Source organism: Nitrospira defluvii, from assembly GCF_905220995.1.
Classification (GTDB): domain Bacteria; phylum Nitrospirota; class Nitrospiria; order Nitrospirales; family Nitrospiraceae; genus Nitrospira_A; species Nitrospira_A defluvii_C.
In genome coordinates this window covers 267,283-288,766 of the sequence record NZ_CAJNBJ010000017.1, presented here as the reverse complement: position 1 = coordinate 288,766, position 21,484 = coordinate 267,283, and the positions used below count along the sequence as shown (strand labels likewise).

Here is a 21,484-nt window from a genome sequence, read left to right as displayed (position 1 = left end):
AGACGACCATGGAAAGCGTTTGGCGAACGAGACTTATCACAATGCTTGTATTTCTGGTGGCGCTGGGATTGTCAGCCTGCTCATTCGTCGCCACTCCTCCTGCTGAGCTGTTAGCCAGGAATGATCATGTGGCGTTGGTCGCTTGGTATGAGAATGAAGCAGCCAGGCTCCGTCAGAAGGCGAAGGAAATGGATCAGATGGTGGAGGAATACCGGAGGGATCCAGAACGAGCACAGCGGATGATGTCCCACGGCAGTCCTAAGGTTGATTTTGTCCAACAATGTACGATCCTCGCCGCGGCCTATAGGAATGCAGAAAAAGAAGCTGAGAACTTGGCCAAATCTCATCGTGGGTTCATCCCGTGATGCGACAGAGAGAAGGGCATCCGGCCTGCGGCCTTACCAGAGGCATTCGGAACGAGATGGGTGAAAAATGATCGAACGGGTCATCGAGTGGAGTACAAAAAATACATTTCTGGTCTCGCTCGCGCTGCTCTTCCTGATGGGTTGGGGGGGATGGGCCGTCTATCACACGCCATTAGATGCGATTCCGGATCTGTCTGATGTGCAGGTGATCATCTTCACCGAGTGGCCGGGACGCAGCCCAGACCTCGTGGAGGACCAAATCACCTATCCGATTGTGACCTCGATGCTGGGGGCGCCCCGAGTCAAAAATGTCCGGGGCCAGTCCTTTCTTGGGCTATCGTTTGTCTACATCATTTTCCAAGATGGAACGGACATCTACTGGGCCAGAAGCCGAGTCGTGGAGTACATGCAAGGGGTCAAGGGAAAGCTGCCGGAGGGCGTCTCGCCGACGCTTGGCCCTGATGCGACCGGTGTCGGCTGGGTCTTTCAGTATGCCCTCGTCGACAAGTCCGGCCAGCACGACCTCGCCGACCTGCGGACCTTTCAGGACTGGTATCTGCGTTACTGGTTGCAAAGCGTGCCGGGTGTGGCGCAGGTCGCGTCCATAGGCGGGTTCGTGAAGCAGTATCAGGTGCAGGTGGACCCCACGAAGCTGCTCGGGTATCACATTCCGCTCAAGAAGGTCATCGAGGCGATCCAGCGGAGTAACAACGATGTCGGAGGACGGGTGCTGGAAGTCACGGAGCGCGAATATATGGTGCGCGGGCGAGGGTATATCCGGTCGTTGGATGATATCCGCAAGATCGCCGTTGGGACGGATCAGCAAGGCACACCGATTACGGTGCGGGATCTTGCCCAGGTCGTGCTGGGGCCGGATATGCGCCGGGGAGTGGCGGAACTGGATGGTCAAGGCGAGACGGTGGGCGGGATCATCGTCATGCGCTATGGGGAGAACGCGCTGGCGGTGATCGAGCGGGTCAAGGACAAGTTGGCCGAAATCGGCCCGTCGCTCCCACCGGGTATGGAGATCATTCCGGTCTACGATCGGTCGGAATTGATCCGTCGAGCCATCGCCACGCTGAAGGAAAAACTGATTGAAGTGAGCGTGGTCGTCAGTCTGATCAGCCTGTTGTTTCTGTTTCATCTCCGCTCGGCCCTCGTGGCCATCCTGACATTGCCGGTCGCGATCCTGCTGTCGTTTCTCGCCATGTACTATCTCGGGATCACCTCCAACATCATGTCCCTGGCCGGTATTGCGATTGCGATCGGCGCGATGGTCGATGCCGTGATCGTGATGATCGAGAATGCCCACAAACGCTTGGAGCAATGGGAGCGCGGCGGTCGCTCAGGCTCTCGGGCAGCCGTCATCGTGCAGGCCGCGCAGGAGGTCGGCAAGCCGCTGTTCTTCTCGCTCCTCATCATCACGATCTCCTTTTTGCCCGTCTTCACACTCGAAGCTCAGGAGGGGCGTCTGTTCAAGCCGCTTGCGTTCACCAAGACGGCGGCCATGTTCTTTGCGGCCCTTGTCTCGATCACAGTTGCACCGCTCTTGATGGTCTGGCTGCTGAAGGGAACGATCAGTCCTGAGGAGAGCAATCCAATCAATCGAGTCTTGCTGCGACTGTACCGGCCCATCGTCTCCGGTGCGTTGCGCGTCAGGTGGCTCGTCATCATCCTCGCCGTCCTGGCGGTGGCCGTCACCGTTCCTTTGTATGCACGGCTGGGCTCCGAATTCATGCCACCGCTCAACGAAGGGACGATCCTCTTCATGCCGACGGCGTTGCCGGGGATTTCGGTGACCGAGGCGACACGGCTCTTACAGCGACAAGACCAGCTTCTGAAGCAGTTTCCGGAGGTGGATCATGTGTTCGGAAAAGTCGGGCGAGCGGAAACACCCACGGATCCCGCCCATTTCAGTATGGCCGAGACGACGGTGACCTTGAAGCCCGAAGAGCAGTGGCGGCCAGGCGTCACCTGGGATTCGCTGATTGCTGAGCTGGACCCGCTGCTGAAATTCCCTGGGATGCCGAACATCTGGTGGATGCCGATTCAGACCAGGACGGAGATGCTGGCCACCGGGATCCGCAGCAATCTCGGCATTAAAATCCTGGGCCCGGACCTCGCTGAGATCGAGCGAATTGGACTCACGATCGAAAGCCTCCTGCAAGGACTTCGCGGGACACGCAGCGCCTATTCCGAACGGGTCACAGGGGGCTACTACCTGGATGTTCAGGTCGATCGTGATGCGATCGCCCGGTACGGGTTGACCGTCGAAGATGTCGAGGACGTCATCGAGTCGGCCATCGGGGGGAAAAACATTTCACAGACGGTCGAGGGTCGAGAACGGTATCCCATTAATGTCCGCTATGCCCGGGCCCTGCGGGACGATCCGGAATCACTGCGACGCGTCCTGGTGGAGACGCCGAGTGGAGCGACGATCCCCATGGCTCAGCTCGCCCAGATTTCGATGGTGACCGGCCCCCCCACGGTTCGCGATGAACGAGGCTCGCTGTCCGGCATTGTGTTCGTGGACGTGACGGGACGGGATCTGGCCGGGTATGTCGCCGAGGCGCAGCGGGTGGTGCGCGAGCAAGTCCGCCTGAAGCCCGGCTATCGACTGGAGTGGGGGGGACAGTTCCAATATCTGGAGCGGGCCAAGGCCCGCCTCAGGATCGTGGTGCCGGTGACTATTGTTCTGATCTTCGTCTTGCTTTACATGAATTTTCGGTCCGTCACTCGGAGTCTGATCGTGCTGCTGTCGGTGCCATTTGGGGTGATCGGGGCAATTGTGTATCTGTACCTGCTCCAGTATCACCTGAGCGTGGCCGTCTGGGTGGGGATCATTGCCTTGGCCGGCGTCGCGGCTGAGACGGGGGTGATCATGATTATCTTCCTCGACGAAGCCTATGAACGGTGGGAACGGGAGGGGCGGCTTCACTCCGTAGCGGATCTTCACCTGGCGATTATCGAAGGCGCGGTCCAGCGTGTGCGGCCGAAGGTGATGACGGCGTCGGCCATCTTGATCGGGCTGTTGCCGATCATGTGGAGCCATGGATCCGGCGCGGATGTGATGAAGCGGATCGCGGCACCGATGATCGGCGGCATGGTGTCGTCCACCCTGCTCACGTTGGTCGTCATTCCGGTGTTGTATGCCTTGTGGCGGGGCAGGTCTCTGCCGGCCGAGGCACCTGTCGAGGCCGGGGCGGAGAAACGTCTCGTCCCGTTAGAGAATCTTTGACTAATAACAACCTCAAGGAGGGAAGTGCGATGACATCCATAACCCAGTTTGTTGCAGCGTCCCTGATGCCGGCGGTGGTGTCGGGCTGTATGTGCATGATGCCGATGGAGAAGATGGATATGGGCAAGGACAACATGGGACAGATGGACATGGGGGACAAAGGCCGGAGTCATGAGATGACCGGAACGAAGGGTGATAACACGAAGGCTGAAAAACGGGTGGGGGATCTGATGGTGGCCTTTTCCACCATTCCTGCGAAACCGACAGTGGGCGAGAATGTGTTGCGCGTGAAGCTGACCGATGCTTCCGGAGGAACCGTCAGAGACGCCGTGGTGACGTTTGATGTGACCATGACGATGCCAGGGATGACTGTGATGGAAGAGACAGCGGCCATGACTAGAGACGTGTATCAGGCAAACACCAACTTTGGCATGGCAGGAGAATGGCAAATCACCGTCAAGATCCAGCGGGCGGGGGCAGCCGAACGGCGTGAACACTTCACTGTCACCGTGCTCTGAGAAGCAGGGCTCTTTAGAGCAACACTCTGACGGTGCGGTCCCCTGGCTGTGTCGCGACAGGTGGCGGACGATGAGCCGGTTGTGGGAGGACGCTTCAAGGACCCCATTAGCCACGACTCTAGCACGCATCTTTATTGCGGCGGTTGTCTTCAATTATCCCTGGGAACGCGCTCAGTCCACGCTTTACGTTGCAAGGGATGGAACCTCTATTCCCTGGTGGCAGTGCTTCTCGATGAGTCTCGGCGACGGCCTGCTCGTCCTGCTCATGTTCTGCATCGGGTGGATCTGGTTTGGTCAGCCAGGATGGTTTCAGCATCCTGGGCTGCGAGGGTATGCGCTCATGGCCGTTACCGGGCTTGTCATGATCATTCCGCTTGAATGGATCATGATTTACGGGGCGAAGTGGTGGAGCTATACCGCAGAGATGCCCCTCATTCCGGGCGTTGCCGTGGGCGTCAGCTCGGTGGCCCAGATGCTGCTGCTCCCGCCGTTGATCTTCCGGGTCGTCACGATATGGCATCGCTGAAGAACGAAGGAGCACGCCGCATGGCGCAACAGCACTCACGATTCCAAGCAGAGTCGCTTCCGGACCTTTCGATTATCATCCCGGCTTTGAATGAAGCGGATGAGCTTGACGCCACCTTGCATGCCATAGCTCGCTTGCGAGGCCATAAAGAAGTGATCGTCGTCGATGGCGGGAGTCAGGACATGACGGCAGAGATTGCCCGACAGCATGGCGCATGCGTCATGCGGGAGCAAGGCGGCCGTGGAAGGCAGTTGCACGCGGGCGCCAGTCTGGCTAAGGCGGATATCTTATGGTTTGTGCATGCCGACACGATTCCACCTGCCAACGCTGTGGAGCATATCAAGGAGGCATTACAAGGTCCCGACATCGTTGGTGGATGCTTCGCGGTCACGTTCGCCGGCTCAACATCCAGCGCACGCTTCCTGACGTGGCTATTTCGTCGTTTGCATAAGGTAGGACTATGTTATGGAGACGCGGCGATTTTTGTGAAACGCCATCACTACACCACTATGGGCGGCTTTCCGCCGTTTCCAATTTTCGAGGATGTTGCGCTCCTGCAATCCCTGAAGGCCAGGGGCCGCCTCGTCGAATGTCCGGCTACCGTCACGACCTCTTCGCGCCGAATCGAACGATGTGGCTTGGTGAGGACCTTAGGACTGTGGACGGCCTTGCAAGTGCTGTACTGGCTCGGTGTCTCTCCCTATACTCTCGGTCGCTTCTATCGCCCCGTCAAAGGCCAGGTGCAAACTCCGCCATGAAACGTGTATGTGCGAGAAGAAGAGAACTTCAGCTGTCGTGCGTTAAAACGGACTCTCTTTCTGCTGTGTGCTGAGCGTCAGTCTTACGAAATGGGAAGGATGTTCGATGACGCAGGGAAGCGAACCTTCTAGCCGACTATTCACAACCATGGTGTTGGTCCTCAGTGGTGCAAGCTTGTTTCTGATGGGTGCCGTGGTGTCCTGCATGATGCCGATGATGGGGATGATGGGCATGGATGACAAGAACGATCAGGGCATGATGGACCAGGGCCACATGAAGGACATGATGCAGCAGATGATGGGCGGGATGTTACCGCCAGGCATTACGCCTCAAGACCTTCCTGAGCCAGAAAGCCGTGGGGCAAAATTGCTGAGCACCTACTGCACTCAATGTCACAATCTTCCCAGTCCGCGGATGCACACGGCAGAAGACTGGCCTCGTGTGGCTGGCCGAATGTTGATGCGCGAGCGGATGATGGCCGGAATGCGCGGCATGATGATGCAGGTGAAAGCTCCGTCCTCCCAGGAAGAAGAGACATTGCTGCAGTATCTTCAACAGCACGCGATGCGGGCATTGGTACCGGGCACAGTGCTCATGCCGGACTCACCGGGTGCCGCGCTGTTTCAGCAGACTTGTGCACAATGCCACGCTCTCCCTGATCCGAAACAGCACACAGCCTTAGAATGGACGGCTGTAGTGAAGCGGATGCGACAGAACATGAAGAGCATGGGAAGACGGGAGATCACAGATCAGGAGGTCAGGGACATCACGGCGTATTTGGAGCGTACGTCTCGCTGATTACGGACCGGAGTTCCCAGTGCACTGTGCCATTCTTAGGGAATGGCCGGGCTACGCTCTCGGTGCATCTTGGCCAGTGCCTCCGCTTCTTCCGCCGCTTTCGTGTAGTAATTAAACAAGCGCAGGCAATGATTGATGAGTTCCGTTCTGGTCTCTTTGGGAGAAGGCTGATAGGCCGGCTTGGCATATTCGTCAGCCATCGCGCGCATCTGGTCAGCCTTGGCACGAAGGACTGTTGCCTCTTGCTGATACCACTGGACGAGCCCTGCATGATCGTTGCGCTCTACCAGTTCGCGCGGGAGACCAGACGTGCACCCAATGAGAGTAATTGCCAGTAGGACTCCAACGTATCCCGGACGCCAGCATGTGTTCATGGCTAACCTCCATACAGGAGAAAGACAGGCTTCCGATAACACAGGCCAGTAGGCAGGTCAACAACGCTCAAGAGGTCTGTTCTCATCTAATTTATAGCCCATGCTCAACTTTTTCTTCAGGATGGATACTTGCGCGCGTCTCAGACGCGAGGCGGAATAACTCGCACGCTATTGTCTCAACGAAGAGGAGACACAGAAGGGCGGCACCGTGAGAAGCCGCCCTTCTGCCCTCTCAGCGGTCAGCTCACGAGGTTATGCACCCACTGCCACACCTTAGAGGCAGCCTCATAGGGGCAAAAGCCAAATTGTTCAACCCATGGACACATCGCAATCACCTCCTTTCCAAATGCCATGCTACAGCCCGTACCGTAGTACCGGGTCAAGGGGTATCAGATGTATTTTGAAGCGCTTGACTCTCTACCAGAGTGCAAGGTGTAGACTGTCTTCCAGGGTGGTGACGTGGCTGCTCAACTGACTATCGGTCAGCTTGCAAAAATTGTCGGAGTGAATATCCAAACAATCCGTTACTACGAGCGCTTGAATCTGCTCAGACCCTCAGCAAGGAGGCCTTCGAGGTACAGACTGTATAGTCACCAAGAGGAACGGCAGTTGCGATTCATCAAGAACGCGCAGGCGTTGGGCTTCACGCTCCGCGAGATCAATGAGTTGCTTGCCCTGCGGATTACCTCAACGGCTCGCTGTGGCGAGGTACAGAACAAGGCTCAGGCGAAACTGGTGCAGGTGGAATCCAAAGTTGAAAACTTACAAGCGCTGGCCCAGGCCCTGAAAGCCCTGATCCGAGCTTGCAGAGTTGGCCGGCCCACCGGTCACTGTCCGATTCTGATGAGCCTCGAAGACGAAACAACGGCTGATATGAAGAAGGGAGTGGAAAAACGATGACAACGGATCGCGAGAGTCTGTTCGCGGAACTGCGTCGCTTGAGCCCACAGGTGACCGGCGGCTTACTACGCATGCGCCAGGAGACCTATCGGGATGCGGCGGTCGCAGCAAAATTTAAACTGCTGGCAGCAATGGTCGTCTCCATCACCATTCGTTGCGAACCCTGTATCAGGGCCTATGTGAGGATGGCCCATGAGAAGGGTGTCTCTCAGGAGGAACTGATTGAATTCCTCGACGTGGCCATGACGATGCAAGGCTGTCCCGGCGAAGAGTGGGCGCTCAAGGCGTATCGAATCTACAAGGAATGTCTGATAGGTGGGCCCATAGACACGACCGCGCTGTGTTGCGAGCACGGCGGTTCCGACGCATGAGAGGACAAGACTGGCCTTGCATGATATTTCTGAACGTCTAGCATCTGTTGCGCGTCTGGAGAGACGGTAGGCTACGAATCATGAGGCACTCCATGAATAAGAGGAACCAATCAGAACCACAAGGCGAGGGTTTCTTTGCCGCATCGAACGGGACTCCGGAACCTCACCTGAACGACATGATCCAACGGCTTCTCGGGCATGAGTCTGCGTTCCGAGTGTTTTTACGTCGTTGTGTCGGTGACGAGACTCTGGCGGAGGACTTATTGCAACAAAGTATAGTCCGAGCCGTTCAACGTCACCATTCCGTACGAAATGATGACAGTGTAGTGGCCTGGTTCTATACAATCATTCGCCACACCCTCATCGACTATTATCGGTCGAAAGGTGCGGACGCTCGTCGCAATGAAGCCTTTCTCCAAGAACTGACTCTCTCTGGAGACGATACGGAGCCTCCACTCGACGAGGTGAAAGCCACCGTCTGCACCTGCCTTCACCGTCTCCTGCCGATGCTGCGTTCGAACTATGCCGAGCTCATCCGGAGAATCGATCTCGAGAACGACTCTCCGAAACGCGTCGCTGAGGAGTTAAAGATCTCCCAAAGCAATCTCACGGTTCGTTTGCACCGAGCCCGTCAAGCCTTGCGCGCCAGCCTGGAGCAGTCCTGCGGTGCCTGCAGCACACACGGCTGTCTGAATTGCACGTGCGAATAAACCAGTCTGCCGGCACTATCCGCAACGGCGAGTCCTAGCCTGATCCCCACGCCAGCCCAATTGTATCCACAGACACTGTAATAATTGGCGCCCTCTTCCGTCTGAAGGGGTGAAGGATGCGCGTTTCTTGATTGTGAGACGCGCGAAACCCACTCACTGAGGAGGTTCGCCATGGACGAATTGACCCTGAAGATCACCGGGATGAGCTGCGGGCATTGCGTCGGACAGGTCACGAAGGCGCTGACCCGGCTCGACGGCGTGCAGGTAAACAGCGTAAAGGTCGGCGAAGCGATCGTCGTGTATGACCCGAGGGAAATCGTTCCCACGGAGATTATCCAGGCTGTGACCGAGGCAGGATATGAGACCCAATTGGTCAGGAGGGTGGCATGAGCATGATGGAATGGATCGTCATCATCGGCGGCATCTCCTTAATCGCCTGGATCAATTGGTATTTCTTTCTGGCCCGACAGCCGGTGTCGAACGCCGGGATCGACGGGGAGGGAGTCCAGGAGGTCGCCATTGTGGTTGAAGGCGGCTATCACCCAGCCGTGGTAAGCGTGAAGAGGGACAAGCTGGTCCGGCTCGTCTTCGACCGACGAGAACGGTCAGGTTGTTCGGAAGAGATCGTCTTTTCGGATTTCGGGGTCCGCAAGTTCTTGCCCGCCTTCCGAAAGACCTCGCTCGAGCTGACGCCGGCACAGACAGGCCATTTCGAATTCACCTGCGGGATGAGCATGTTGCGCGGTCGGCTCATTGTGCAAGAGGAGACTGACTCGGAGAATACCATGCCAACCACGATTCCTGTGATGGGGATAGAGAAACGGAACCGGACAGAGACGACTGACACCGGAACCACAGCAACGACCCGTGAGAAGGTCATGATTCCCGTGAAGGGAATGACCTGCGCCGCCTGTCAGGCGCGAGTGCAACGGGCGTTGCAGGCAACGCCGGGCGTCCTCAACGCCTCAGTGAACCTCATGCTGAAGCATGCCGCCGTCACGTACGATCCTATGGTGACCTCCCCCATGGTCCTGGTCGAGGCGATCCGCGAGACCGGCTATGGCGCGGAACTAGGCGCGCAGGATCAGAGCGCGTTCGATGAGCAGGAGGCACAGGATCGGGCGCAGGAGGAAGAATATCGGGAACTCAGGCACAAGGCGCTGTGGAGTGGAAGCATCGGTCTACTGGCCATGGCACTGTCCATGCCGCTCATGGGGTCTGCCGAGGCGGATGTTCATGGACCGGTTGCCGATCCGTTCATGCGATGGGCGATGAAATCCATGACCCCCGCCATCCACGCCGTCGCTCCCTGGCTCTATGCGTTCACCCCATGGGTGCTCTCGTACACGCTGCTCGCGCTGACCTTGCTCGTCATGGGGTGGGCAGGGCGACATTTCTACGTGCGCGCCTGGTCCGCCTTCCGACATCACTCGGCGGATATGAACACACTCATCGCAGTCGGCACAGGGGCAGCCTTCCTCTACTCCGTGCTGGCGACTGTGGCGCCGGAGTTCTTTCTGAATCGGGGCGTGCTGCCGGACCTCTATTATGAGGCGGTGGTCATGATCATTGCGCTGATCCTGACCGGCAACGCGCTGGAGGCACGGGCCAAACGACAGACCTCTGCGGCCTTGAGGCGTCTGGTGGAACTCCAACCGAACACGGCGCGGGTGGTGCGGGCCGGCGCTGAGATAGACATCCCAGTGAACGAAGTGCAGAGCGAGGAGATCGTGATCGTGCGACCGGGAGAACGCATTCCTGTAGATGGAACCATCATTTCAGGGACCAGCGCGGTCGATGAATCGATGGTGACGGGCGAATCATTGCCGGTCGAGAAACAGCCAGGGGATCGCCTCATTGGCGGCACGATCAATCGGACCGGCGCCTTCCGGTATCGCGCGACGACGCTGGGGGCGGACAGCGTCCTGGCCCATATCGTCAAGCTGATGCGTGATGCTCAGGGCTCACGGGCACCCATCCAGAGGCTTGCCGATCAGGTCAGCGGGATCTTCGTGCCGATCGTGCTGTCACTCGCGATCGCGACGTTTGTGATCTGGTTTGTGACCGTTGACCAGGCGCCGGCCGTGCGTGCGTTTGCCGCGGCGGTGGCGGTCCTGATCATTGCCTGCCCCTGCGCGATGGGACTTGCCGTGCCGACTGCCGTCATGGTGGCGACCGGCAAGGGAGCCGAAGGGGGTATCTTGATCAAGGGCGGCGAGGCGTTGCAGCGGGCCGGTCAGATCAACACCGTCGTGTTGGATAAGACCGGCACGATCACCGAAGGGCGGCCGACCGTCACGGACGTGGTACCGGTTTTGGGTACAGAGTGGTCTGAAAACGATCTCGTACGACTGGTCGCCTCGATCGAGACCTCCTCTGAACATCCGCTGGCGGAGGCGATCCTGCGGTATGCGAAGGAGCAGGCGCTGTCCCTCGAGACGGTAGACTCGTTCCACTCCGTCACGGGACGGGGCGCGACCGGCGTGGTAGACGGCGCCGCGCTGGCTGTCGGCAATGAGGCACTCATGGGTGAGTATGCGGTGGATCTCGCCGCAATGAAAGCGGAAGCGGAACGTCTAGCCGGTGAGGGAAAAACGCCGATGTATATCGTGATCAACGGGAAGTTGGCGGGGTTGATCGCGGTAGCCGATCCGATCAAGCCGACATCCCGTGAAGCCATACACAGGCTGAAACGACTGGGGCTCACGGTGGTGATGCTGACGGGGGATCACCACCGCACGGCAGAGGCCATCGCACGGCAGGCCGGGATCGACCGCGTGGTCGCTGGGGTATTGCCGGATGGCAAAGTGGTCGAGGTCCGACGCCGTCAGCAGGCAGGAGAGGTCGTCGCGATGGTGGGCGATGGCATCAATGATGCTCCAGCCTTGGCGCAGGCCGATGTCGGGTTCGCGATCGGCACCGGCACCGATATCGCCCTGGAAGCGAGCGACGTGACGTTGATGCGGAACGATCTCCACGGCGTCGTGTCGGCTATTCTTCTGGCCAGGCGAACGATGCGGACGATGAAACAGAATTTGTTCTGGGCATTTGTCTACAACGTCGTCGGCATTCCGGTCGCGGCCGGCATCCTCTACCCGGCCTTCGGCATTCTGCTCAGTCCCATTCTCGCCAGTGCGGCCATGGCGTTCAGTTCAGTCAGCGTGGTGACGAACAGCTTGCGACTCCGGCGTGTGCGGGTCGCGTGAAGGGTGCGGATGCGGCGTGCGAGCGATCAACGGAACAAAGAGCGTGTAAGACCAAGATGCCGAAGCAGCCAAATTCAACTTGTGATTCCCCGTAGCTTGCTACGGGGATCATCTTCTCTGGTACCCTCTGGAGTATGGCGGACCAGAAGGAAGAAGAAGTCAGAAAGGGGGCTCACTGTGCATGGCAAATCCACTACCATATGGCGTTTCCGGTGAAATACCGCAAGGCGCTGCTGGATGAGGCGGTGACGGCGATCATCGAGGAAATGGCGGCTGAGATTGCGGAACGATTTCCAATCGAGAGGGAAGCGATGGGGACGGACCAGAATCAGACCCATCTGCGCTGCAGTGCCCATCCGAACATGGCGCCGGGACGGATTGTGCAGATGTTCAAGAGCATCACGGCACGGGAAATCTTTCGACGGAAGCCTGCCGTCAAACGGGTGCTGTGGGGCGGGGAATTGTGGACCGACGGGTACGATGTGGCGACGGTGGGGGCGCGAGCGAACTGGCAGACCGTCGAACGGTACGTGCAGCGGCAAGGGCACCCCCGCGAAGATCTCCGGCAGCTCCGAATGGTTTAGTTCTGTGATACCCCGCAGCTTGCTGCGGGGAGCTTCATTTACCACTATGGTCGACCTGGGCAACATTTTCGAGATGCACCTTGCCGTCTTGTGAAGGCTCACACTCTGAAGCAGGTGTCGCCATTTGACCACGCCCGTGGGCTGATGTAGGATGAATAAAGCGATGTCTAAACTGGTTTTGCTCATTCTGGTGTGTCTCTCTGTGGTGTGCATGGTCCCGCTCATGGGGAGCCATCACCTGGCCTCAGATCATCTGCACCATGATGCGTCCCCCTCTTGCTCAACCTGCATGGGTTCGGCCGCCATGAATACGGTGGGGATGCTCTTCACCGTAGGGGGCCTTTTGAGTCTCATCGTTTCCGCTGCCCCTCCTCTCACACTGCTTGCGGATCAGTTTCATCCTCCTCGCGCGCGCTGACGCACCGTTTCCTTTTCCAGACCGTGTGATCAGAACACCACCTGACAGGTTCGCTTGTCTGGTCCGCTGTGTGTGAACAGCGGATCCGTTCAAGCGTTCCAGAGGAGCACACCCATGCGTACGCAACAGCTAGTGGCATTATTCGGCGCCGCGATTCTCATTGCCGGCGTCACGGGGGCCTGCACCCAGATCGAGCAACGGGATAAGCGGTTCTATTACCGAGCGCTCTGGAACTTTGCCCTGCGAGAAAACCTGCAAGCGCTCGATATCGAATTCAACGGGGTCGACTTTGGACATTCCAATCTCTATGAAAATCTGTTGCTTACCGGCGCCAAGGATGTCCCTGCGATCGAGGACCGGGCTCGAAAGGAGACGCTCCGGTTTATTGCGTCTCGACCAGTTCTCAATCCGAACGAGGAAGCGATCGCGCCGAATTATATGAAGTTGGCCTGGAAGGCGCAGAACACCTTTGATGAAGCCCATGCCCTGCATCGCGCCACATACGACATCTATAGCTCTGACTTGGTGGATAAAGCGGCCGCCATTCGAAAGGTGCTGGCGTTTTACCGAGAGAGTCAGTATGCGATTACGGCCAAGCGACTGGATCATCAGCGGTTGGATACCTTTGCCTATTCCAAATCGTTCCGCCGAAAGTTCCCGCTCTTCAACGCGACGATCTGGGCCTATCACTATCTGCAAGTCGCCGTGTATGACCCGTTGGGCGCAGCCCCGACACTGGACGCCAAAGAGCACGTCGTGGCGCCGATCCTGCGTACCTACCACGGCTACCTGGACAAGCCACCGGTGGAATGGACGTTTATGCCGATGACGGCAGAACTGAGCCCGAAGTTTGCGGCGGAGTATCCCGAGATTGCGAACATCTTCGATAACCTCCACATGATGCATGACAACATCAGTGACATCCTCACCACTGATCTCCTGCCGACCTGGGAGGAAAAGCGCCAAGAAATTTACCGCGTGACCCAGGCCTACTACTGGGCCAGTGCGGATGCCACGAATCCTTTCATTGTGCGTGATGGACAACCCCACCACTCGGGCTCAGTGCCAACTGTAGAACCTGGAGCGCCAGGCGAACAGTCCGGGCACTCAGGAGGTCACCAGTGAAGAGTAATACCTCCAGGGTTGTCATACTGTTCCTACTGATAGTGCCGACCGTCGTCTGGGCGTTGGACCACGACAATCTGGACCCCAACCGTCCCATTGCCATTGAAGATGCCTATGTGGTGCCGAAAGGAGAGATCGGGGTCGAGGGAGGACTATTATTTAGTGACCGCAAGCGAGGGGACAGCCGGCTCGTGTTCCAGCCCCAGCTGATCATCGGGGCCTTGAACAATACCCAATTGGAGTTGAGTAGCGATGTGTCGACGGACCCGAGGTCCGTCGTGGGGGATGATAAATCTGGCAATCTCACGGTCGGCGCGCTGTATAACTTCAATACCGAGACCCTGAGCCTGCCGGCCTTCGCAGCCCGCGTACAACTGGGGTTTCCCACCGGTGTGAATGCGAAGGGAGTCGATACCGCGGTGACCGGGGTCATGACGCGCTCGTTCGGGCAATGGCGAACCCATCTCAATGTCGGCTATACGTTTCTAGGATCACCGCAGGGCCAGGAACGGAGTGGAACGTACCGGGTTGTGGCGGCGGTGAGTTATCCCCTCGGGTATCCGACAAGTTTTCGCGATACCATCATAGCCAACGTCTTCACCCGTCAATCTGATCTGATGGGCCAACGGAATCCGACAGGGATCGGGATCGGTCTTCGGCATCAGATCAGTTCGCGAGTCGTCGCCGATATAGGGATCGGGAGTGAGTTATTCGGACCGGCCGATCGGTCGGTATTTTTCAGCACTATTGGGTTATCTGTGGGTTTCTGAAAAAGGAGGAATATATAGCACTCACGACGTTCGGCCTCCTAATCGCCCTCGTCGCGGTGGCTTTGTTGGGAAGCGAGGGCTGCCGGTCCTCGTCAAACAACAACAGACGGTGCTATTTGCATCGGTTGTCTAACTGCATGGTGTTTCGCTCCACCGCGCGGAGAGAGGAGAAACCTCGGGTAGTCATAGGCCTAAAGGCAAGTCATCATCACTACTGTGTCTGAGCCGCAGCGTTTCAGGTGGAAGTGGGTCGTATCGCCGCTCCAATGTCGGTGGGATGGTCAACGTAAAGGTGTCCTAATCCCGTCGGATATGTCGTCACGCGACGCTCAGAGCTTCGCCGGTTGATAGGATACGCTGTGCAGCAATGATAGGCCCCTGTAAGGATGGCGTTGATTGATGAGGGCAGAGAACTGTGCTACGCTAAGTACTCAATGCGATTAAAGCATGGCAACGCATCATGGTTTCGCCTCGCGGTTCTCATGTGGGCGTCCTTATGGGTGCTTGCCGTGCCGTTGGTCCATATTCATCCCGAGGCCGATCATCGCCATGGGGCCTCGGATCACGTGCATGGTGGCACGGTCCACACGGTTTTCTCCACGGACTTGGTGTGTGAGTTCTCCGACCATGATCATGCCTCGGTCGCAGACGGCGAAACCCGCTGTCCGCTTCATGTAATTACGCTCCTACCTCACGGGCCGGAGCACCTTGCAATTGATCTGGTTCTCGCTTTCTCCGGCGAGCCGCAAGTCGGCAAAGGCACCGCGCTGGAGGTGGCCGCACGTTCCTTCCACGCGAACCCGCCCGCGCCACCTCAGGCCGTGTGGCAGCCGCAACCCAGTCCTTCGCCAACCACTGTGCTCTTGGTGACCACCTTTTCCTCTCGCCCTCCCCCGACTGTTTGACCCACGCTTATTTCCAGCTCTTCACGCTTCAACGTAGTTATAGGCGCTCAGCACGGCACGTCCGTGGCTGCGTGTAACGGAAGTCGCTCGCCAAGGCGCCGATGGGGGAGAACCAGCATGAGGCCTGCACTCGTTTGGAGAATCGTCGCCGCGCTCGGATGCGCGATGATATTTGAGTCATATCCGACGGGCTATGCCACAGAACCGAGCCCGGGCGGATACACGCTGAGCCAAATCGTACAACTCGCGCTCCGACACAACCCAATGATGAACGGCGCGGAAGCAGTGCTGGAACAGAGTCAAAGTCAGCGCGTCACGGCCGGTGCCTATTTGAATCCCACCATCACGGGGTCGGCCGGCCGTGGGTCGATTCGGGACCCAAATACCGGTGTTTCGATCACCGAACGGACGATCACCGTGGAGCAGCCGCTGGAGTGGCTGGGCAAACGCACAGCCCGACAACGCGCCGCCGACGCAGGTGTGGCCGGCGCCCTCGCCGGCATGGACGAAACAAAAGTGCTGGTCATGACCGAAGTAAAAGGGGCGTTTTTCCAGTTGCTCCTGGCGCAACAGGATGCACAGCTCGCGAGGGAGAACCTGAAGACGGTCGAAGATCTTGTGAAATTGGTGAGTGCGCGGGTCAGCACGCGAGAAGCGCCGAAATTCGAGTTGGTCAAGGCAACCGTTGAACTCCAAAAAACACGGAAGGATCTGGCGAGGGCGGACAACGCGCTCCTGGTGGCTCGTGCCAAACTCAATACGGTCACAGGTAAGGCCCTCGGAGAATCATTTGCCATCCAGGGGGAGTTTGAAACGGCGAGGGCGGGTCTGGAACTCCATATCCTGATAGAGCAGGCACTCGACCGACATCCCGCACTTCGCCGACAACAGAAAGCGGTCGAGCAAGCCGAATTTACGATCGAACAGGAACGCGCCTCGCGCATGCCGAACGTGGCCGTGATCGGCCAGTATCATCGAGAAGCCGGTGACGAATCCATCACGGCGGGGCTGAGTGTGCCGCTGCCCCTGTGGTATCGCCGACAGGGAGAGATCGGGACGGCGATGGGAGCTCATCGACGAGCGCAAGCCGAACGGGCTCGCGTGCAGCAGGAACTGGAGCAGACCATCACGCAGCATTTTCAGGAGGTGCGGACCGCTCAAGAACAGATGCAGGTCTTCGAGCAAGGACTCCTCTATCAAGCCAAAGAAGCGTTCGACATCGCCCAGTTCAGTTTTCGCCATGGAGTGGCGAGTTTGCTCGAAGTCATCGATGCGCAGCGTGTCTACCGCCAGACGCTCCTCGAATATGCCCAGGCACGAGCCGATCATTCCATCGCGCTGGCCCGATTGGAGCGGGCGGTGGGAGGGTTGCCATGAACGTTCACATGGTGAGGCGTTCATCACCGGTTTATCGAACGATCGGCCTGTTCCTGTTGGTCGCCATAGTGAGTACGTCGTGTCAGTCAAAGCAAGAGGATGCGCCGAAACCGCCTGCCCAAGCGGCCACGGCGTTGAATGAACCCGGTATCATCGAACTGCCTGATGGGAGTCCGACTCTCACCCATCTACAGACCGATCGAGCAGCGCTCCGGCCGATCCGCACGGCCCTCAAGGCCCAGGCGGGGAAGATTTTGGTCAATGAGAATCGACTAGCGCATCTGAGCGCGCGAGTTCCCGGCCGTATCGTGGCTGTGTATACCAACCTCGGCGACCGAGTCCGGAAAGGGGACCGGCTGCTGTTACTCGACAGCCCCGCCTTTGGAGGGGCTCAGTTGGAGTATCGGAAAGCGAGGACCACAGTGGGTGTGACGGAACAAGCGCTGGAGCGTGCCAAAGCCCTAATCGATCGCGGTGCGATCGGCGCGGGGGAATATCAACGGCGCGAGGCGGACCATGAGAATGCTCGTGCCGATCTCCACGAAGCGGAGGAAAAGCTGCATTTACTCGGCATGACGGAGCGGGAGATCGAGCGGCTGGCCGCCAAGACCTTGCCCCATGCGGAGGTTGCGCAAGTCTTCCTGCGGGCGCCCTTTACCGGTGAAGTGATTGAGCGGAACGCGACCATCGGCGAAGTCATTGATCCCAATAAGACGCTCTTCACAGTGGCAGACCTCTCGACTGTCTGGGTGCGTGCCGATTTCCCGGAGCAACAGGCTGGTCGACTGAAGACCGGCCTCACCATCGAGCTGCGAGTGTCGGCCTATCCGGAGACGGTGTTTCGAGGTGCCATTACCTATGTTGGCGCGGTGATCGATCCCACGACGCGGACCGTGACGGCACGGGCGGATGTATCCAACCCTGACGGCCGATTACGACCCGAAATGTTCGCCGACGTCACATTGATGACGGACGAGCAATCCGTCTTGAGCGTCCCGCGCGCAGCCGTGCAGCAGGTTGGCAGCCGGACGGTCGCGTTCATTGTGCAAGGACCGCGTCGGTTCGAATCCCGTGAGGTGACCGTCGCCCAGGCCTCGGGCGACTACATCCAGGTTGTGGCTGGGCTCACGGCAGGAGAGGAAGTGGTCACGCAGGGCAGTTACGCCCTCAAGTCTGAGTTGCTCCGCGAGCACATGCCGTCGGAGGGCGCGCCATGATCGAACGGCTGATCCGCGGCGCGCTGGAACAACGACTCATCGTGCTGCTGCTTATGCTCGGGCTCATCGTGAGCGGCGTGGCCGCGTTCCGCCACCTCCCGATTGATGCCTTTCCCGATGTCACTCCGGTCCAGGTTCAAGTCATCACCCGGGCGCCCTCTCTGGCGCCTTCAGAAATCGAACGCCTCGTGACCTTTCCCCTGGAGATCGAGTTGACGAACCTCCCGAGGAAAACGGAACTGCGGTCGGTGTCACGATTCGGACTCTCGGTGATAACGGTCGTCTTTGAGGACAGGATGGATATCTATTTCGCCAGACAACTCGTCTTGGAACGGGTGCTCCAGGCGCGATCCCGGCTTCCAGCAAGCGCCGAGCCCGTACTCGGACCGGTCAGTACGGGATTGAGCGAAGTCTTCATGTATCTCGTCGAGGGCTCGACACAGAGCCTCATCGACTTGCGGACCCTCCAAGACTGGGTCATCCGCCCGATGCTGCGCGCCGTCCCAGGCCTCGCGGATGTGGACACGTTGGGTGGCTTGGCCAAGCAGTATGAAGTCCTCGTCGATCCCAATCGATTGACGAGCTTTGGGCTCACACTACGCCAAGTCCACGCGGCCGTCGCAGGGAATAATCAAAATGCCGGGGGCAGTTACATTGAGCAGGGCGGAGATAAGTTGGTCGTCCACGGGGTGGGACTGGCCCGCTCTGTGGGGGACCTTGAACAAATCGTGGTGGCTGCGCACAGGGGCACACCAATCTATCTTCGAGACGTGGCCCAAGTTCGCCAAGGGACTGCGATTCGATTAGGGGGCGTCACGCGCGACGGGAAGGGCGAGGTCCTCGAAGGCATTGCCGTCATGCTCCGCGGCGGCAATAGCCGGGAGATCGTCGCGGGGGTGAAAGACAAGGTCGAGTTGATCAACCGGGTGCTGCCGGCCGGCGTGAAGATGGTGCCGTTCCATGACCGCATCGAATTGGTGGCACGGGCACTCGATACCGTTGAGCGGGCCCTGCTGGAGGGTGCCGCGGTCGTCATCCTCGTCCTGTATCTTTTTCTCCGGAATCTCCGCGGCGCGCTCGTTGTCGCGCTGACATTGCCGCTGGCCACGTTGGCTACATTTCTGATTATGCAACAGGTCGGCCTGTCGGCGAATCTGATGTCACTGGGTGGCTTGGCCATCTCGCTGGGAATGATTGTCGATGCGGCCATCGTGCAGGTAGAAAATGTCGAGCGCCATCTGGGCGAGCAGACCACGGGCCGAGCCCTCTCGGTTACCGACCGTTTGCCAGTCGTCTTACGCGCCGTCCTGGAAGTGCGGCGGCCGAGCCTGTTCGGAGAATTGATCATTGCGTTGACCTTCGTCCCGCTCCTGACACTCCAAGGGATGGAGGGCAAGATGTTTATCCCGCTGGCCATGACGGTGGTGATCGCCCTCCTGAGCTCCTTGGTGCTTTCGATGACGGTGGTTCCGGTGCTGGCGGCGGTGCTTATGAAGCCTGGTGTCATGGAGGAGGGTGGGCATCTATTGGAGAGAGGGCGACGGCTCTATCGCCAGCTGTTGGAGGGGGCCATCCGCAGAACTCGTCTGGTCGTCCTTGCGGCGGCCGGTGTACTTGTCGGCGGAGCGGCCCTGGTCCCGTTCATCGGTCGGGAATTCGTCCCGATCATGGACGAAGGCACGATCGTCGTGAATGTGATGCGGCTCCCGAGCATCAGCCTCAGCGAATCACTGAAAATTTCGGGGGAGGTCGAACGACTCTTGCTGGAGGTACCGGATGTGCGCTCCGTGGTTTCGCGCACGGGCGCCAACGAACTCGGGACGGATCCAATGGGGATGGAACTCAGCGACATGTACGTCTTACTCAAGTCCGAGTCCGAGTGGCAGGCGCAGTCTAAGGCTGACATCGAGGAGCAGATCCGTCGGCGGCTGGCGCAAGTGCCTGGCATCGCCTTTGGCTTGTCCCAGCCGATCGCCATGCGCGTCGACGAACTGGTCTCGGGAGTCCGGTCTCAGGTCGCCGTCAAACTGTTCGGCGACGAACTTGAGACGTTGCGGATCAAGGCAGAGGAGATCGCCAGGGTGCTGCGGCAGGTGCGCGGCCTGTCCGATCTCCGGATCGAGCAGGTGTCGGGCCTGTACTATCTGAAGATCGACATCGACCGTGCCAGGATCGCGCGATATGGGATCAATGTGGCCGAGATCACAGAGGTGATTGAAGCCGTCGGTGGCGGCATTGCCGCCGGCGAGGTCTTCGAAGGACAGTGGCGCTTTCCGATCATGGTGCGATTTCCAGACGATCGGCGTGCTGATGTCGAGACGATTGCGGCGTTGTGGGTGACGGCCCCGGACGGCTCCCGGATTCCGCTCCGGGATCTGGCCGAGATTCGGATTGTGGACGGGCCGGCCCAGATCAGCCGGGAGCATGCGAGCCGCCGGATTGTGATCGAGGCCAATGTGGTTGGACGTGATCTCGTCGGTGCGGTGGAAGAGGCCCAGGTAGCAGTGGCGCGTCTGGTGCCGCTCCCGTCGGGCTATTACCTCACCTGGGGCGGCCAATTCGAGAACCAACAACAGGCGATGGCACGCCTGGCCGTGGTTGTCCCTTTGGTCATTGGCCTGATCTTTCTGCTGCTGTTTTTCACATTCGGAAACCTGAGGCAGGCCGCACTCATTCTCCTCGCGATTCCGTTCGCAATGGTCGGCGGCCTCCTGGCGCTCTTGCTCGGCGGGCTGTATCTCTCGGTTCCGGCCTCTGTCGGCTTTATCGCATTGTTCGGTGTGGCGGTGCTCAATGGGGTCGTGAAGATCGCCTACATCAACCAACTGCGGGAACAGGGCATGGCATTGGATGAAGCGGTGCTGACCGGGATGGTTCTCCGATTGCGTCCGGTCCTGATGACTGCAGTTGTCGCGATGATGGCGCTCCTTCCTCTGCTGCTGGCCACCGGACCCGGTTCCGAAATCCAACGCCCACTCGCAACAGTGGTGATCGGGGGGTTGTTTTCCTCCACGGCCTTGACCCTCCTGGTCTTGCCGGTGCTCTATCGATGGATGGAACAACGACTCGTTCAACGGCGCGAAGCCGAGTCCTCAACGCTCCTCCGAGGGGCTGGCAGGGAGGCGACGACCTGAAGCGTGAGAAGGGGATCGTGTCAAACGATCAGTGAGGGGAGCTAAGCGCTGAGGGCAATGAGTCGTGGTGGTTGTCTACGGATCCCCTCTCCCGGTCGATCTTGACGGGGAGGGCCATTGAAATATCCATAGCCGGTTTGTCCTCTGGGAGAGGGCGAAGCAGCATTGCAGCAACAGCCTGGGCATGGT

The 21,484-nt window shown here is 58.9% G+C and carries 19 protein-coding genes; 17 read left to right on the top strand and 2 right to left on the bottom strand.

Annotation, left to right across the window (positions count from 1 at the left end; all coding sequences use genetic code 11):
* The first annotated feature begins 8 nt into the window (after window positions 1-8).
* The 6 genes from KJA79_RS16465 to KJA79_RS16440 all read left to right on the top strand — a co-directional run bounded on the left by KJA79_RS16465 (window position 9) and on the right by KJA79_RS16440 (window position 6,204).
* Complete coding sequence (locus tag KJA79_RS16465) at window positions 9-365, top strand: hypothetical protein (RefSeq protein WP_213043155.1); 357 nt, start codon at window positions 9-11, stop codon at window positions 363-365.
* Window positions 366-432: 67 nt separating this feature from the next.
* Window positions 433-3,603, top strand: a complete 3,171-nt coding sequence (locus KJA79_RS16460) for an efflux RND transporter permease subunit (RefSeq protein WP_213043154.1) — start codon at window positions 433-435, stop codon at window positions 3,601-3,603.
* Window positions 3,604-3,632: 29 nt separating this feature from the next.
* Window positions 3,633-4,121, top strand: coding sequence for a FixH family protein (locus tag KJA79_RS16455; RefSeq protein WP_213043153.1), 489 nt, complete (start codon window positions 3,633-3,635; stop codon window positions 4,119-4,121).
* Between the two features lie 70 nt (window positions 4,122-4,191).
* Window positions 4,192-4,647, top strand: coding sequence for a hypothetical protein (locus KJA79_RS16450; protein WP_213043152.1), 456 nt, complete (start codon window positions 4,192-4,194; stop codon window positions 4,645-4,647).
* Window positions 4,648-4,667: 20 nt separating this feature from the next.
* Window positions 4,668-5,405 carry a TIGR04283 family arsenosugar biosynthesis glycosyltransferase gene (locus KJA79_RS16445; protein WP_213043151.1) on the top strand — a complete coding sequence of 246 codons (738 nt, stop codon included), beginning with the start codon at window positions 4,668-4,670 and terminating at the stop codon, window positions 5,403-5,405.
* A gap of 106 nt (window positions 5,406-5,511) precedes the next feature.
* Entirely contained in the window at window positions 5,512-6,204 is a 693-nt protein-coding gene (locus KJA79_RS16440) for a c-type cytochrome (RefSeq protein ID WP_213043150.1), read from the top strand.
* Between the two features lie 35 nt (window positions 6,205-6,239).
* On the opposite strand, the gene KJA79_RS16435 is transcribed toward KJA79_RS16440, so the two are convergent.
* Window positions 6,240-6,578 (bottom strand): hypothetical protein, encoded by a 339-nt coding sequence (locus KJA79_RS16435; RefSeq protein WP_213043149.1) that lies wholly within the window; start codon window positions 6,576-6,578, stop codon window positions 6,240-6,242.
* 459 nt (window positions 6,579-7,037) lie between these two features.
* Between KJA79_RS16435 and KJA79_RS16430 the strand changes: the two genes are divergently transcribed.
* The 8 genes from KJA79_RS16430 (at window position 7,038) to KJA79_RS16395 (ending at window position 14,662) form a co-directional block, all read left to right on the top strand.
* Window positions 7,038-7,478 carry a heavy metal-responsive transcriptional regulator gene (locus KJA79_RS16430; RefSeq protein ID WP_213043148.1) on the top strand — a complete coding sequence of 147 codons (441 nt, stop codon included), beginning with the start codon at window positions 7,038-7,040 and terminating at the stop codon, window positions 7,476-7,478.
* Window positions 7,475-7,849 carry a carboxymuconolactone decarboxylase family protein gene (locus KJA79_RS16425; protein ID WP_213043147.1) on the top strand — a complete coding sequence of 125 codons (375 nt, stop codon included), beginning with the start codon at window positions 7,475-7,477 and terminating at the stop codon, window positions 7,847-7,849. Before KJA79_RS16430 ends, KJA79_RS16425 begins: the two co-directional genes overlap by 4 nt.
* An 80-nt stretch (window positions 7,850-7,929) precedes the next feature.
* The gene (locus KJA79_RS16420; RefSeq protein ID WP_343224261.1) at window positions 7,930-8,559 is read left to right on the top strand and encodes an RNA polymerase sigma factor; all 630 of its coding nucleotides are present in this window, start codon (window positions 7,930-7,932) and stop codon (window positions 8,557-8,559) included.
* A 171-nt stretch (window positions 8,560-8,730) separates the two neighbouring features.
* Window positions 8,731-8,949 (top strand): cation transporter, encoded by a 219-nt coding sequence (locus tag KJA79_RS16415; protein ID WP_213043145.1) that lies wholly within the window; start codon window positions 8,731-8,733, stop codon window positions 8,947-8,949.
* Window positions 8,946-11,765, top strand: coding sequence for a heavy metal translocating P-type ATPase (locus KJA79_RS16410; RefSeq protein WP_213043144.1), 2,820 nt, complete (start codon window positions 8,946-8,948; stop codon window positions 11,763-11,765). The genes KJA79_RS16415 and KJA79_RS16410 overlap by 4 nt, the downstream gene beginning before the upstream one ends.
* Before the next feature lie 134 nt (window positions 11,766-11,899).
* Window positions 11,900-12,349 (top strand): IS200/IS605 family transposase, encoded by a 450-nt coding sequence (tnpA, locus tag KJA79_RS16405; protein ID WP_213043143.1) that lies wholly within the window; start codon window positions 11,900-11,902, stop codon window positions 12,347-12,349.
* Window positions 12,350-12,881: 532 nt separating this feature from the next.
* Window positions 12,882-13,892 carry a hypothetical protein gene (locus KJA79_RS16400; RefSeq protein WP_213043142.1) on the top strand — a complete coding sequence of 337 codons (1,011 nt, stop codon included), beginning with the start codon at window positions 12,882-12,884 and terminating at the stop codon, window positions 13,890-13,892.
* The gene (locus tag KJA79_RS16395) at window positions 13,889-14,662 is read left to right on the top strand and encodes a transporter (protein WP_213043141.1); all 774 of its coding nucleotides are present in this window, start codon (window positions 13,889-13,891) and stop codon (window positions 14,660-14,662) included. Before KJA79_RS16400 ends, KJA79_RS16395 begins: the two co-directional genes overlap by 4 nt.
* 494 nt (window positions 14,663-15,156) lie before the next feature.
* Here KJA79_RS16395 and KJA79_RS16390 read toward each other — a convergent pair whose 3' ends face one another.
* On the bottom strand, window positions 15,157-15,336 hold the full coding sequence (locus KJA79_RS16390; RefSeq protein WP_213043140.1) for a hypothetical protein: 180 nt from the start codon (window positions 15,334-15,336) through the stop codon (window positions 15,157-15,159).
* A 348-nt stretch (window positions 15,337-15,684) separates the two neighbouring features.
* Between KJA79_RS16390 and KJA79_RS16385 the strand changes: the two genes are divergently transcribed.
* Genes KJA79_RS16385 through KJA79_RS16375 form a run of 3 tightly spaced genes read left to right on the top strand, consistent with a single transcriptional unit; the run spans window position 15,685 to window position 21,295 of the window.
* Complete coding sequence (locus tag KJA79_RS16385) at window positions 15,685-16,944, top strand: TolC family protein (RefSeq protein WP_213043139.1); 1,260 nt, start codon at window positions 15,685-15,687, stop codon at window positions 16,942-16,944.
* A complete protein-coding gene (locus KJA79_RS16380; RefSeq protein ID WP_213043138.1) occupies window positions 16,941-18,161 on the top strand; it encodes an efflux RND transporter periplasmic adaptor subunit in 1,221 nt (406 codons plus the stop codon). The genes KJA79_RS16385 and KJA79_RS16380 overlap by 4 nt, the downstream gene beginning before the upstream one ends.
* Window positions 18,158-21,295, top strand: a complete 3,138-nt coding sequence (locus KJA79_RS16375; protein WP_213043137.1) for an efflux RND transporter permease subunit — start codon at window positions 18,158-18,160, stop codon at window positions 21,293-21,295. The genes KJA79_RS16380 and KJA79_RS16375 overlap by 4 nt, the downstream gene beginning before the upstream one ends.
* Window positions 21,296-21,484: the final 189 nt, after the last annotated feature.